This window comes from Microcoleus sp. A2-C3 (genome assembly GCF_036706065.1).
In the GTDB taxonomy this organism is placed as follows: domain Bacteria; phylum Cyanobacteriota; class Cyanobacteriia; order Cyanobacteriales; family Microcoleaceae; genus Microcoleus.
On record NZ_JAUBVX010000011.1, the window covers coordinates 102,502 to 116,067 of the forward strand.

Sequence of the window (13,566 nt, forward strand, 5' to 3'; positions counted from 1 at the left end):
AGTAGAATTTATTTAATTATTTGTACAACTTTTATCAAAAACGATATCATAATAATCAATAAAACTTTAAAAAGCTTTAAATAAAATAGTCTTTTTTTATACCATAATGTAGCGCCTTGCTAGTTTAAGAAATATGCTATTCTAAGAATGTAAAGGCAGCGAACCTTTTGACAGTGAAGGCGATCTGCCGATACAGCCCGCGCCGCCCCGACAGAGAATAACCCCAGCTTTCTGTTAGGAAACCTTATTGGGTTTAGCAGGCAAGGGTACAAAGCCCCAATCCCCAAATAAACAACCAGGGCTATCCAAATGAATAAAAATGAAACTGTGTCGCTCTCAGTCAGCGACGCGATTCAGCATATTGGTCTTGACCAACTCAAGCCTCACCCTCGCAATGAGGAAATTTACGGAAGCACCGAAAGTATTGCTGATCTGGTAGAGTTGATCCAACTCAAAGGCTACGTCCAACCGCTGACCGTCAAAACAGATGGCACGATCGTCAGCGGCCATCGGCGGTGGAGGGCGCTAGCAGCGCTAGGCTGGAAGTCTGTCCCAGTTATTGTCTGCCACTTCCAGACTGAAGATGACGAGCTGTTCGTCTTGGTGGCAGAAAACCGCCACCGCCACCAAAGTCCAGTACAGAGAATTCGGGAAGGAATTGTTGTAGAGCCTATAGCTAGAGAGCTGAGGAACAGACACGCTGCCAAGAAAGCTCGCCACGAAGCTGCTGGCTCTGCTGATCCGCCCTTAAAGGACAACCAGCAACCGCTAATGGAAAATTTTCCATTGAACGCGATCGACTTGGGTCTGACTCCAAGGGAAATGGAACTGACGGAAAATATTGTGGCGGCTATAGTCGGCTTGGGGTGCGGCAGGAACTACAGGAAAGGGCGCATTGCCGTCAAAGCTGCCGACGAGCTCAAGAAAGATCGCCCCGAATTGGCTGCAAAGTGGTTGGACATTATTAATGACCACAGCATAGATGTAGGGTATCAACTTGCGAAGATGCAGGAGGACAAGCGAGTAGTGGCGTTGGCGGCGCTCTCGTCGGGAGCAGCGAAAACCCCGAAACAAGCTAAAGCTCTGATTAAGGGTGCTTTGAGAAAATCTTCCGCCTCGAAGAAAACCGAGGGCAGCAGTAGTAGCGAGGGGGTTCAAGAAGGCGATTGCGGTGGAGAATGTAAAACTTGCACTCCTTGCGAACCAATTACGGGTGAGGGAGTCAAAACGCGCTTTAGTCCAGACAGCGCTCCTTCGTGGGTTATTGTCAAAATCCCTTTTATTCCTACTGAAAAAATAGCCCAAAGGAAATGGAATGGATTTTGGGGCCGGATTGTGGAGGTTGGAGGGACTTTGAAAGTCGATATGGGCCCAGAGGTGGTGTCGCTCCTTCACTCAGATGTAGTGGCAATATGGAACCCAACGCCGAGTTTTTGCTCAATAGCTGAGCGAATTCTCAGGCTGCAAAGCTTCGGCACGGTGTACGAGTTTGGGAAAATTGTCTTGAACAGGATGCAGAGAAAAGTGGTTTGGGATGCAGCAGCGCTAGCTTATCTGGATGCTGTGGAACAGGTGGAATTGGCGCGGCGGGCGATCGAGCAGGCTTTGTAATGAGGCTCTCATTTACTGGCACTAAATTCGTAAGGTTTTGAACTGCTACGAAAGCGCAGCCGTGACAGCTTCGCTATTTCTGGGCCAAGAATGTAGCATACACGCTTGGCCCAGACGATAGCTCCCGGAAATCCCGCTGCGATCGCTGCTTTAACAGAATTGCTGGAAAAAACTGTAGCGTGAAAATTTACGATTATCAATTGCTGAGAGTTTGGGGAAAATTGAGCCGGGAATACTGTTGCTGTTGGTACACTTGCAGGCATTTTAGAATCAAATAATTCCCTCGGCAATTTGCCGGCAGGCAGCTTATAGTTTAGGGAAAAATTCTCCCGATCGCCCGACCAGCGATCGCTTCTTCAGGAAAGGCTAATCTTTTCTGTAACTGCTGCTGGGTTGAGGCGGCTAAGTATAATTTAGTAACGCTTTGTCCCAACAATCCTGTTATTGATAAATATTCGATCGCAAAAATGTTCATTAATCAAAAGCGTGCCGGCGACTAGCGTCGCGCCCCCTGGGTAAGCTGTAACTGCCTTACCCACCTATGCAATTAATCACCTTCACCGATCTAAGTTTTCTAGCCAATCCGACACAACTAGCAGTTCCCAATAAGTTAGAACAAGAGGAATTTCAACTAATAATGAAACAAACCTTCTTAAAACTCCCCACTGAACCCCTGCTACTGGCGAATCCCAAAGTGGATAAGTGGATTATGGAAGTTAGTTTGCTATTTCCCGAGGTATTTGAATGGGAACCTCCTACATTCTTAGTCGATACTCAGTTTAGCGCTAAGCTTAATAAAGATGTATGCGTGCAAATCAACGCCAATGCAGCTTTTCTTGAACCTCAATCTGTCCATTTAATTGAATGGGCAATCCGCCATCCTGCATTAAATTGGTCTGACCGAGTAAAATTGTGGACAGCAGCCGAATCTCTCTCGCTGCCGCCAGAAAATATCAAGCTGACCGTGTTAGCACTGCACCCAGCCCATCCGGGGACGAGGCGCGAACTCAGTTGGGACAGCCGGCAACACACACAGACAAGAGATTGGCTTGCGTCCGCGCTGGCAGGAAAGGCGAGATCACCTGTTGCTGCTCGAAGAACATCACCGCCTGCGATCGCGCCCCTCACTCATTTCGACATCGAGGCAATTCCAGAGGTAGAGATTTAGACTATTATCGCAGTCGCTCAGAATCCGATCGCGGCTGAAGGATCCGAATCGATCCCAACTTCCAAGTCAAGGCCAATGGAAAATTTTCCATTGGCTGCCACACTCCCGCTAGCGCTTGCCAATACTGCCAGTGGCAAAAACCCGCCCGGAACGCCCAGTTTTACTGACAACTGAGTCTAGCGGGTCAGAGCCAAATTTCTTGCCTGAAGCTGGCGGCGTCGGCGATTCGGATGGAACGTTACCTCCGGCGTCTGGCAGAGGCAGCATCCGTTCTGCTTCCTCAATGCGATCGTACAGAGTAGCAGTTAACTGTTCGAGGCTGGCCGTCTTGATGCGACTCTCCAGCCGGAACCTGACATCCGTATCCCAGAGAGCCTCGCTCTCGCTTTGCCGCTGCAAATCGGCTTTGGGAATGGGTATGGTCAGCGCATAAGGAATTGACCCCTCGCCGCCGGAACTGTAGCCGGGGTTCGTAATTACACACCGTCCCTGGGGGAACCGCAAAATTTCGTCCACCGAAAACAGCGGCATTTTTTGAAGCGACTCGTTCCAACTAATAGATTGATTGCTTTGAGATTGGCCACCCATTGAACGGCTGGTGGACTTGCTTTTCAGCAAAACTTCTTTTTCTCCGTAGCGATCGGAGTATTTTTTGGCAGTATCAGTGTTACCCGGATTGAATAAAATGTGAGTGCTGCAAGCAGAGGCGATCGCCGCCCCCATTTTCTCTCCATACCCTTCGTATAGTTGCTCCAAACTCTGAATTCCCAGAATGAAACAAGCTCCATTCGAGCGATATTCGTTAATCCACTGCGGCATCCGATCCAATCGAAGAGAGGGAAATTCATCGAGTGAAATAACCAGTGGATATTTCCGAGGGCGGCTTAAGTTGGACACAACAAGCAGGTGAATTGCTGCTGCTAGCAGAGGCCCCACGACGGAGCGCCGCTCGTCATCTAATTTGAAAACAATCATCTGTCGGCCTTCTATTTTCGTTGGGATGTCCGATTTTCCCAAAAATGCTCGCAACAGGTCAGCTTGGATAAAGCTGCTGAAGGTTCCAGCCGCCGTTGTCAGAATTCCAGAGATGGTTTTTTCTGCTTCCTTGGCACTCAAAAACTGGTTAAAGCTGGTGGCTACCCACTCATCAATTTGACGGGATTGAACCGCATAGTCAATCCGCTTTACCAAATTTGGCAACCTCAAAATTGCATAGAGCATTGCCATATCTGGATATTTAGAACCCTTGACTAATTGAAGGAGTGCTTTAGCCAATAAGTCTCCAGCTTTTGAGAAGAATTCATCACCTTTTCCATTACCTGAACTCGCATTTCTATTAATAACCTGACCGATTTCCCCAGCCATGACAGAATCTTGAGGGGACTTCATAAAGTCGAGGGGATTAATGATGCCTGAATAAGGTTCTCCCGGTGCAAATACCCACACTTGGTAGCCATACCGCGCTGCCAGAGGTGCGTGGAGTTTGAGCTGATCTCCTTTCTTATCGTAGAGAATAATCGGAAATCCTTGCACCATTGCACTTTCTAGCGCCCTATCAATTGTAGAAAAAGTTTTACCCGACCCAGGCGCTCCAATTACTAAAGTTGACCGTTCTGCATGAGGGAGCCAAACAGTGGGAGGAGAACCAAAAGCTGTCTGAATAGTGGTAACAAAACCTCTAAGTTTTTTCCCTTTCCACCAATAGCGAGGGCTGCCACACCATAGCGTGACTTTATTGTGTTTGCGCTCCTTAATTTGTTTCAAGGCAAGCTGAGTGGCTGCCATCTTTTCGGAAGTTCCGCACACTTTCCCAGTGGTAATTTTGCCCTTGCCATTCCCCAGAAACCGAGACAGTAAGAGGAGGAATATCAGCGCTCCTATTGTTAGATATCCATCCGGGTTATTGTATTGTTGGAAGAGACCGCCTAAGTCGATTGATGATAGGGGTGTGGGTTGCTGGGTTCTCCTCTGGCTTTGAGCGAGAACTGGAGTAGAGTTAGCCTGTGCTATCAAAAATTTAATCTCAAAATTCATAAGTATATATCTGAATGCAAGATTTTGTCGAAAGAGCAATTAAATCTGACCTGACTTGTAGCTACAACTTACTGTTGGTAGACAAATAAGCTTAAATCAAAATTACTCAGTGTTAGTTCAGTCTTGGGAACGAGCAATTATAGCCAACAGTTCTAACTTTCGGTATAAAGCAACCAGCACTTGATATTATCCCTGCTAACGCAGTCAGCAAGATAGGAATCAAAATTATTGAAAGATATTTTTGCCGTGAACAAGAAACAAAAAGAGTGGCTGTCAGAGCTTTTGAAGAGACACCCGGACTATGAATTTTTAAAACGTAGCACCATCAAACTAGGAAGAGGCGACATTTCGCTAACTTTAGAACGTACAGAATGGATCTACATGGGAGCCGTTGAAGTAAAATATTCAGGAGCCTATCTACCTGGATTAAAGTGGCATTATCTTAACGCCAGACTATCCAGAATGGGCAAATTGCTTTCCGACTTAAGCTACAACTGTAAAGTCGTGTCTTACCCTCACTGTCCGCTTGCGTCTGACTGGTTGACAAAATCTAAATTAGAAGAGGTGAAAATTCAGGAAGGAGAACAGATGAATCTCCCCTTTCACGAAGCTGTATTGATGGTAAGCCAGCCCCCATTATTGAAAGGGAGTTTTTACCGAGCCAAGCGGTGGCATAAGCCAAAATCAGAACGCTCGCCTGTAACAAACTGTCGCCGTACTCCAAAAACTTTCCAGCGCGAACTGCCATTTCTGAAGCCAAAAATTCTAGCTCCCGATACTAAATTTGTCCCCCTTGCTTGTATTGATGGCGCTCTCGTACAGGTTCCTGAATATCTAATAAAGTTGTTAGAAGAAGCCAATGCTAGTCTATCTGAACGAGCAAATGCAGCTTCTTTGTACGCGATCGCGGGTTTGAAAGGAGCCATCAACTTTGTAGAAGGACTGCCTCTACTGCGGACAAGAGCAATAAACACTCTACCCCAATTGCTCGCGCCCAATATTGTCAGCGAGGAAATTAAAAGCATTGTGAGTGCTTGATTCTGATAATAGCGCAACTTCAGAAATTGCTGAAGCTGCGCGAGCGCTTTCACAATCGTTATTTTTTTTGTACACCTAATTAGTCTTCCTCACGATTCGGTAGTTCTGTACTACCAGTTAATTTATTTATGAAATCTTAATTTTGTTGACAAAATTACTAGGCTTAACTGTGCTATATATTACGCTTTTTAAAGGTAAGGCTACCGCCTTGCAGGAACTGCAATGTCACAAACTTTTAGAATGGTTAAAACCAATAGTAAAGCTAAAGCAAAAAGCTCAAGTAACGCAGGAATGACTGAAAGCACAATCCCACTTCAGTCAGAAGACCTTGATTTTGAAATTGACCCCGAACTCCTAGAACCTGGTCATAATCAAGTAAGGCGACCAATTCTGCCCTATGGCATCGTCATCAACGAACAAGTGGCGGGAATATTAATTCCAGAGGATCAGCTAGAAAAAGCCAATTGGTTTGTCATGCCAACAGAAGAGGAAATGACTACAATTGGACTAACAGAAGATGTTACAGGCTTGCTGCTCTCTAAATGCCACTTATGCGTGTTGGGATTTGTCCCTGAATACATTCGTTACAAGAATGACGTTGCCGATCTAGGCGGTAGTGTTGTCGGGCTGTACGAAGAGTATAAAGCTCAACTCGATAAAAAGATAATGGATGTTGTCAGCGAACACGCCATTGTCTTCTTGGATGAAAACAATCGTCCCAGACACAGCACGCCTATTGTCGTCAGATTTAAGAATGTTGCGCTTTGGAGCTTTAAAGCAGCCAGAGACGAATTCTACCGTTTGTTGGAAAAAGCATTCGCCGACTATTTCCAAATTCCTTTCAGCGGGAAAACCGATAAATGGCGGAGCCTCGGCATCCTAGAGGTGGAGTTCAAAGGAGTTAAAGAAGGTGAAGGCTCTAATAAGAGCTACTGCTGCAAAACTGTCAGCTATACCAAGCCAACTGCTGATAATTTCCCCTTTCTATATCTGGGACGCCCGCAGCATAAAAATGCGATTTGGGGGCTGCACGATATCATTGCCGGATTCACTGAAACTCCTGCATTACCAGGTACAGCCGAACCGCAAATTCAAGTGCTGCCACCCGCTGCTCGTAAAATAGAAAATGGAAAAAAGCAGACCGCCAATCATAAATTCCCTCGGAAAATTGCCGCTGAAGTAATAGAAGAAGAGGATGATTTCGACGACTTAGATGAAGAAGAGGAGTTCGACGATGATTTTGATGCGGAAGCAGATGACTAACAACCTCGGTTAGTTACTTTTGAAGAAGTGCCTCATATCCAGTTACGGATAGAGGCATTTTTTGATGGTGCAGAACAGGCGATCGCTAACAGATAGTCAAGCTCAAATATAACTTTTCTCAGTAACATGAGGTAGGCTCGCAGATAGGGCTGACGGGCTGACGGACTTGCCTCCATTCCCGCGTACCTCACTTTATTGAGAACTGCTATACTTTAAACTCGCCTATTGCATTTTATGGGGAAGCTCAATCAAGGAACTGTTAGCTAACTGGTACTGGCGGCCGTTGAAGCAATAAAACAACTGCCGAATACCATTTTGTGACGGCTGCTGTACTTGCAAGCAAGGCAAATCAGAGGTTTTTGAGGGGTCACTTACTACTTGAAGTAGCGGTTTATTCGGTGGTAAGTTTTCGTTTAAATAACTAGCAAATACACGATTAGGAGGAACATTTTTTCTGAATAAATACCCAGCATATAAGCAACCTCCTGCTCCACAAACTCCGGGGCTGTTAAAATTAAAAATAACTAACCTGCCTGCTTGCCGGTTTACAGCCCAAGCCAACACATTTGATGCTGAATCCTGGGGGTTAAACTCAGAATTTTCGGCAACAATGCTTTGAACAGTTTCAACAGGAATGAGTCTAGTAGCAGGTGTCCATGAAATCGTTGTAGCACTCGCGGTGCAACCAGCAGTTCCTAACATCATCGATAACAGCAAAAACAAGACCACTCCAAAGCGGAACCACCGCCCAATAAATAAAAACGATGATACTCTGGGCTGAGAATTATTTAGGGAATTAGAAGCGGGGTTTGGGAGTTCCTTATGAGCAGGTTGAGAAAACAGTAATAATCTTTTTCTTGCAGCTATAATGCGCGGCTTCCCTTTTTGTTCTGAACCTGAAGTTAGTTGTTGATTTTTGCTAAACATTGATTTAATCTCCGCGAATTATTTTCCATGTATATGTCATACCAAATCCGGTTATGACAGACACCTTGCAGATTTACTAAATCTGGTTATGACAGACACCTTGCAGATTTACTAAATCTGCTTTGAGCAAAGGTTTTATTGTTGCTTGTAGGACTCTTACCTTCATCTGATTTGGTATCGGTATCAGTTCTTAAGGCTGGTTTTACTAAGTTGAGGAACAGTAATGCCAACCTGCTTAAATGCCCAAAGCTCTTCTTCCGAAAATCGCCAAGCGGGTTCTCCCAAATTCGGCTGCAAGGTAGAGCGGAACTTATCAATACTCCCTGCCTTGTTGATGGAGTAACGCAATTCCCCCAGAGCAATTTGCCTTGCTACCGGCAGCTTGACAGTGCGGCTGTAAGGATAAAAATCGTTCGTAGGGTTGGAATAAAGCAAGCTACACTGCTTCTCTTGGAGAGAAACCAATACAGAAAATGGCACGGCATCTCCCTGCAAATAGGCATCGAACAAGCGATATTGAGTGCTGCCATCAGTTACTTCAGTTACAAACTCTGTCCTGATGGTCCCTAGACCAACTGGAAGGCAAGCTGAAGGGAAATCAGCGTTCCGAGTAGGCTGGCTAAAAGCTGGGGGATGGGTGAATAAACTGCTCAACAAATAAACCAAAAAAGCTGTTAGCAAGCCCCAGGTAAATTTCAACAGAATTGTCCGTTTTTTCAAGGAAATCATGGTGCAGAACATCTCCGTTTAATTCAAATTCCTTCTTGAGATGGGTTAACAGCAGTTCCATTAATGCGGGTTTCAAAGTGCAAGCGAGGGTCTGTCGTTGTTCCAGTGCTACCTAGTCCGCCTATGACCTGACCTTGAGAAACGCGATCGCCCACTTTAAGTTTCACTGAACCCTCGCGCAGGTGAGCATACCGAGTTGTGCGACCGTTGCCGTGCTCGATTTCGATCCAGTTGCCGTAGCCACCGCCGCAGTTCTGTAACCCTTCCTGGCAGTTAGACACCGCTGTTTTGACAACGCCGCCGCCAACAGCTTTTACCGGACTTCCCATTGAGCCGGCAATTCCAATGCCGTTATAGATTTTCCGCACGCCGGAAACCGGACGAGTCCGCATCCCAAAGCGGCTGGTTACTGGCCCATTCGCAGGCTTGATATATTGACCTGTCGATTGACCGCCGCCGGGGGCAGCACTCGCAGAATTAGAGGATTGCGCCGCACTGGAAGTCGGAACGCAAGTAGCAGCATTCGACTTCGCGATCGTTCTACCTCCCTCTCGATAGCGCCTCAAAACATCCTGTCCGTAACTTAAAAGAGTTAAACGACCGAATGTATCGGTTGAAGAGCCGTCAACTTTGGAATAGTCGCCCCCGAAATGCTTTTGAGCTACTCGCTCAATCAGGCGATCGCCACTAAAAAGACTCCCAGTAGTAGGGTCTTTTTCTTGAGAAGTGGCATTCAGCTTAGAAGCGAGACTTTGAGCAAAAACAGCTTCTCGATCTGCTGGCGGAAAAAATTGAAAAAGTTCTGTTTGAGTGGGTTGATAACCGCCTCGCAGTTTAGCTAAAAATTGCGTCCCCCCTGGTTTAGATGAAATTGAACTAGCAGCGTACTCGTCGTAGTTTATAAACTGGTACTTGCCCAAGGGAACCCCACAATTATTGCCACCATCAGCGCAAGCATTAACGCCGGCATTCTCGTAAGAACCGCTGCTTTCAATACTGGCGATTCCTTCTGCCAAAGCGGGAACATTGACTCCTCGAACATTGCCAACTGACACTGGCGCAGGTGCGGTGCTACCCGGAGGGCAAGGAACATTAATATTAGCTGCTGTAGTTACGCCTTTTGTAACAGGAGAAGATACTCCGTCGCGAACTGCCCCAGTTGATACAGAGGAAGAGCCACCAGAAGACGATTCCAGCGCCCCAACGAAAATGGGAGAATTAACCCGATAGGTGAAAAAGGGCACCGGGCCAATAAAATAGGGAGAGCAGCCGCAAGGCGAACAAAATCGGAAAAATAGAGCCGTATCAACGGTATCGGTTCGCTCGTCCGGTTCCATGACCACTACCTTAAAAGCGCTGCCAAAAGGCAATCTTCCCGTCGGTTCCTTGCCGCCGTTGACACCTTTAAGACAGCCCGATCCGCCCTCGACTTCCTGGTACTTACCGCTAATCCATTGCTTGCCTTCCAGCGAACCGCGAGCGTTCCGACCCGAATTCTCCAGATCGTCTAGTTCGATATAAGCGCAATTATTTTCTTGGCAGTTAACCGAGAATCCCTGAACGTCAGAGCCGGAGATTGTCTTAGTTCGCCGTCGCTCGGCGGGGCCATAAATCGCATCAATTCTCATTACTAAATTGCCGAATTCTGCAATTGGATTGGGAAAGCTAGACAGAGGTAAAGCATTCAGCCCAGGTACGTCTTTAATTAAGGTCGTTTGCCAATCTGAAAACGCGCCAAGTTGAGCGCTGCTTAAGTTCGGAATTGAAGACATTGAATACTGAGAGAGGTCAATTTCTCCGAGTTTTAAATTACTTAATTGTGGATGGGAAATGAGGAGCTGGTCTAGAGTGCGATCTGCTACATCAATACCAGCAGCTTTTGTTGCTAGCAGTCCCGCCACCGGCGCAATCTCTGCCACTTTAAATTGACCGAGAAGAGGGATAGCCTGAACTAACTGATTTAACGACTGCTTGGCCACTAAAGTAAATGCGTTTAAAGCTACGCTATCTAAATTCAGACCAGCTTGCTGCGTGACAAAACCAAAGGATAACAATTCTGGTTGCAAAGCTTGGCTGATATCGCCCAACATGATGTACTGATCGGGAGTTTGTCCTGCTGTCCAACTTCGGCTCAAATCATAGCCAACTGCCTGCTTGTACTCTCCTGCTGAAAGGCTTCCCGATCGACTGATGGGTGGCATTTGAGAAAAAGAAATTTGCGTCCAATCTGGCAATAGGGCGTTAACTGAAGTAGGATTTCCTTGCCTGTCCATCCCTGGTATTTCTAAAATTTTGGTTGGCATTTCAGTTGTATCAGCAGGAATTCGTGCCATAGCAAATATTGGTTGCTCAAACAAAATGGAAACTATTAAGACTAGAGAGAATAACCATACTGATAATTGCCAGAATCTTGTTGATAATATTCTTCTCATGTTTGTGCAAAAAACTTTGGTTATTGGTTGAGGGTACTGTACAAAAGTTAAGCAATTAAGTGGGAGAAAGGAACCCACCGAACTTGATGAGGCTGCAATTGCGCTTCTTAAAATAAATGAAGCAGTCAACCGAGGCTTTACATGGAGCAGCCTCGGCGTAAAACACTACAGATCTAAGTCATCGCTGCCGAAATGAGAAGTTTCATACAGGCGATTTGTAGCCTGCAATCTGAAGCACTACAGCTCTAAGTCACCGCCGTCGAAATGAGAAGTAACTGTTTGAATTTGATAGAAATTAGCGTCATTTACCCCTCCCTCAAAATAAGGGTTAGGGTTAGCAGCCGTCTCCGTCCACGGAGTATCTGCTAAATTCAAATCGCCTTCAAAAACGTTCTCTCGATAGCCATCAGCAAAGTAGTCTGGAGCCCCGTACCCCTCTGTTTGCTGACTGCTATAACCGTTGCTTCGATATCCGTTAAGGGAGGACTCGCACGGGTTACTTTCATAGCCGCTAACAGCATAGCCATCAGCGCTGTAACCGGGTTCATTGCCATAGATATTGTTTGGCTCGTTCATAAATCCTGTAGCTACAAAGTAGTAAGAATCAACAATTCAGCATAGCTAGGGATAACGAGTGGGGGTTTCATCCGATAGTCGTAATTAAACTACCGCCTATCGGCGGATAGGCTACGGCGATCGCCTTAGCCGGTCCGCAAACAACCAAGACCTACTGCTATTGCACGAAACAAAATATAGCGCTGGCATTGTTCTTAATTTCGCCCGCCTTCCATCCAGCAAGGTAGGTAAAAATTACTCAGAAATATAGAGGCGCGTATCTCTGCCGAATTGTTTGCCCAACAGGCGGCGCAAATGCCTGTAACTGAATTCGCTACGCGATTTTTCTGACCTTCATTCGTCACACAATTATCCTTCAAAAAGATATGACTCAGCTAAATCTGTTAACGCCCGAATTACTTGAAGAAATTACCACTCACCCTGTAAAACCTCAGTCCGGCATTTTGGAAAAGCTGAAGCTATTAGCCCAGATGGGTATGCACCGCGACTTAATAGCCGTGCTACTGGAATTGACCGGAATTCCCCTTCCCTTTTTACGTTACTATGCAGGCCCATTAGTTTTACACAAAACCCCCTGGTCAGAAAGCATACCTGACTGGTTGAAAACGGCTTGCTTATCCGATAGGCTCGATTTGATTCTAGAGGAGTACAGCAACAGAATTGTAGGGAATTACTGCACTTCCACAGAAGTCGTGGCTTATATGATGGGAGCCACATTTGAAGCTCCTCTGCACCACAGTTATTACAAGGTCTATATGTGGGCAGCACAAGACACCTTGACGAGACATAATCGGCTACCAAATGGTTACAACTTGTCCGAATTAGCTGACTTTTCACCCGTGAACTTTGACAGCATCCAAAATGATTATTACCATCTAGCTAGAGCAATTAGGAAAAGCGTTGTCCGCCATGCAGCGTCCCAAGGGTGGGGTAAACGTAAATTGTCCCAAGATAAAAGCGCTGATGCAGATTTACCGACAGAAATGGTAACAGATAAGTCACCAAAAGATAAGTCAATAACTGAAGGGCAATTGACTTTATTTTAACACGGAAAAAAAGGCAATTTGAGCCAATTATAGCCCGAATAGCAGCAAAATTAAAATGAAAGATACTTCATCGCTTGCAGAAATGCTATATGAGCGAATCCGAGAAGCTCCACCTTATTCCTGGTTTCCGTCTCCCCCAGAGCTAATTGAGCTTATGCTTGAAGAAGCTCAATTTGTTTCAGGAATGTACGCCTTAGAACCAACAGCAGGAGACGGCTTATTGGCGCAGGCTATGGTTAGAGCGGCTGCAATCGTTGATGTAATTGAAATAAACCCGCTGCTACAACAACTTCTGTTTCAAAAAGGGTTCAATCTAGTAGGAAGTGACTTTTTAACAACTGAACCGCAGAGGCGATATAGCAGAATTTTGGCAAATCCGCCATTTTCTACGCCCCAGATCAAAGGAGTTGATTTAGATATCATACAACGTGCCTATAACCTTTTTCTAGCCAATCCGGGACGGCTGGTAAGTGTTGTTAGCAATTCCATGAATGTCCGAGCCGAGCCGCGATCGCAAGCATTTCGAGCCTTTCTTAAGCGCACGTCAGCTAAGTTAATCGAACTTCCCTTAGAAATCTTTTGGGGGAGCGATCGCCCGGTGACTGTTGAGAGCTACCTAGTCGTAATAGACAAAAAGTAGACGATTCCTTCCCCACTATACCGTTTTGTTAGTGGGGACAGCACAACTTACCTTTCAACACTTTACTGTCAGTTTCTTTGAAAAAGAAATATTAAAAATGTA

The 13,566-nt window shown here is 45.8% G+C and carries 13 protein-coding genes; 6 read left to right on the forward strand and 7 right to left on the reverse strand.

All coding sequences use genetic code 11. The annotated features are described in order from the left end of the window. Positions 1–309 precede the first annotated feature (309 nt). Entirely contained in the window at positions 310–1,611 is a 1,302-nt protein-coding gene (locus tag QUB66_RS08855) for a ParB/RepB/Spo0J family partition protein (RefSeq protein WP_332969892.1), read from the forward strand. An 8-nt stretch (positions 1,612–1,619) separates the two neighbouring features. Here the strand turns inward: QUB66_RS08855 and QUB66_RS08860 are convergent, their stop codons facing one another. Both QUB66_RS08860 and QUB66_RS08865 read right to left on the reverse strand, forming a co-directional pair. Beyond that, the gene (locus tag QUB66_RS08860; protein WP_332969893.1) at positions 1,620–1,874 is read right to left on the reverse strand and encodes a hypothetical protein; all 255 of its coding nucleotides are present in this window, start codon (positions 1,872–1,874) and stop codon (positions 1,620–1,622) included. Between the two features lie 50 nt (positions 1,875–1,924). Further along, on the reverse strand, positions 1,925–2,086 hold the full coding sequence (locus QUB66_RS08865) for a hypothetical protein (protein WP_332969894.1): 162 nt from the start codon (positions 2,084–2,086) through the stop codon (positions 1,925–1,927). Between the two features lie 66 nt (positions 2,087–2,152). Between QUB66_RS08865 and QUB66_RS08870 the strand changes: the two genes are divergently transcribed. Then, a complete protein-coding gene (locus QUB66_RS08870) occupies positions 2,153–2,779 on the forward strand; it encodes a hypothetical protein (RefSeq protein ID WP_332969895.1) in 627 nt (208 codons plus the stop codon). 108 nt (positions 2,780–2,887) lie between these two features. Here QUB66_RS08870 and QUB66_RS08875 read toward each other — a convergent pair whose 3' ends face one another. Next, complete coding sequence (locus tag QUB66_RS08875; RefSeq protein WP_332969896.1) at positions 2,888–4,813, reverse strand: type IV secretory system conjugative DNA transfer family protein; 1,926 nt, start codon at positions 4,811–4,813, stop codon at positions 2,888–2,890. A gap of 246 nt (positions 4,814–5,059) precedes the next feature. Between QUB66_RS08875 and QUB66_RS08880 the strand changes: the two genes are divergently transcribed. After that, positions 5,060–5,851 (forward strand): hypothetical protein, encoded by a 792-nt coding sequence (locus QUB66_RS08880; protein WP_332969897.1) that lies wholly within the window; start codon positions 5,060–5,062, stop codon positions 5,849–5,851. Between the two features lie 291 nt (positions 5,852–6,142). Then, positions 6,143–7,114: a DUF5895 domain-containing protein gene (locus tag QUB66_RS08885; RefSeq protein WP_332969898.1), complete on the forward strand. Its 972-nt coding sequence runs from the start codon at positions 6,143–6,145 to the stop codon at positions 7,112–7,114. A 222-nt stretch (positions 7,115–7,336) separates the two neighbouring features. Here the strand turns inward: QUB66_RS08885 and QUB66_RS08890 are convergent, their stop codons facing one another. The 4 genes from QUB66_RS08890 to QUB66_RS08905 all read right to left on the reverse strand — a co-directional run bounded on the left by QUB66_RS08890 (position 7,337) and on the right by QUB66_RS08905 (position 11,778). Beyond that, positions 7,337–8,041, reverse strand: a complete 705-nt coding sequence (locus QUB66_RS08890) for a hypothetical protein (protein WP_332969899.1) — start codon at positions 8,039–8,041, stop codon at positions 7,337–7,339. Between the two features lie 183 nt (positions 8,042–8,224). Then, a complete protein-coding gene (locus QUB66_RS08895) occupies positions 8,225–8,770 on the reverse strand; it encodes a hypothetical protein (protein WP_332969900.1) in 546 nt (181 codons plus the stop codon). 23 nt (positions 8,771–8,793) lie between these two features. After that, positions 8,794–11,103, reverse strand: a complete 2,310-nt coding sequence (locus tag QUB66_RS08900; RefSeq protein WP_332969901.1) for a M23 family metallopeptidase — start codon at positions 11,101–11,103, stop codon at positions 8,794–8,796. A gap of 336 nt (positions 11,104–11,439) precedes the next feature. Continuing rightward, positions 11,440–11,778 (reverse strand): hypothetical protein, encoded by a 339-nt coding sequence (locus QUB66_RS08905; RefSeq protein WP_332969902.1) that lies wholly within the window; start codon positions 11,776–11,778, stop codon positions 11,440–11,442. Positions 11,779–12,143: 365 nt separating this feature from the next. Between QUB66_RS08905 and QUB66_RS08910 the strand changes: the two genes are divergently transcribed. Further along, positions 12,144–12,824 carry a hypothetical protein gene (locus QUB66_RS08910; RefSeq protein WP_332969903.1) on the forward strand — a complete coding sequence of 227 codons (681 nt, stop codon included), beginning with the start codon at positions 12,144–12,146 and terminating at the stop codon, positions 12,822–12,824. A 55-nt stretch (positions 12,825–12,879) separates the two neighbouring features. Then, positions 12,880–13,464, forward strand: a complete 585-nt coding sequence (locus QUB66_RS08915; protein ID WP_332969904.1) for a class I SAM-dependent methyltransferase — start codon at positions 12,880–12,882, stop codon at positions 13,462–13,464. The last annotated feature ends 102 nt before the right edge of the window (positions 13,465–13,566 follow it).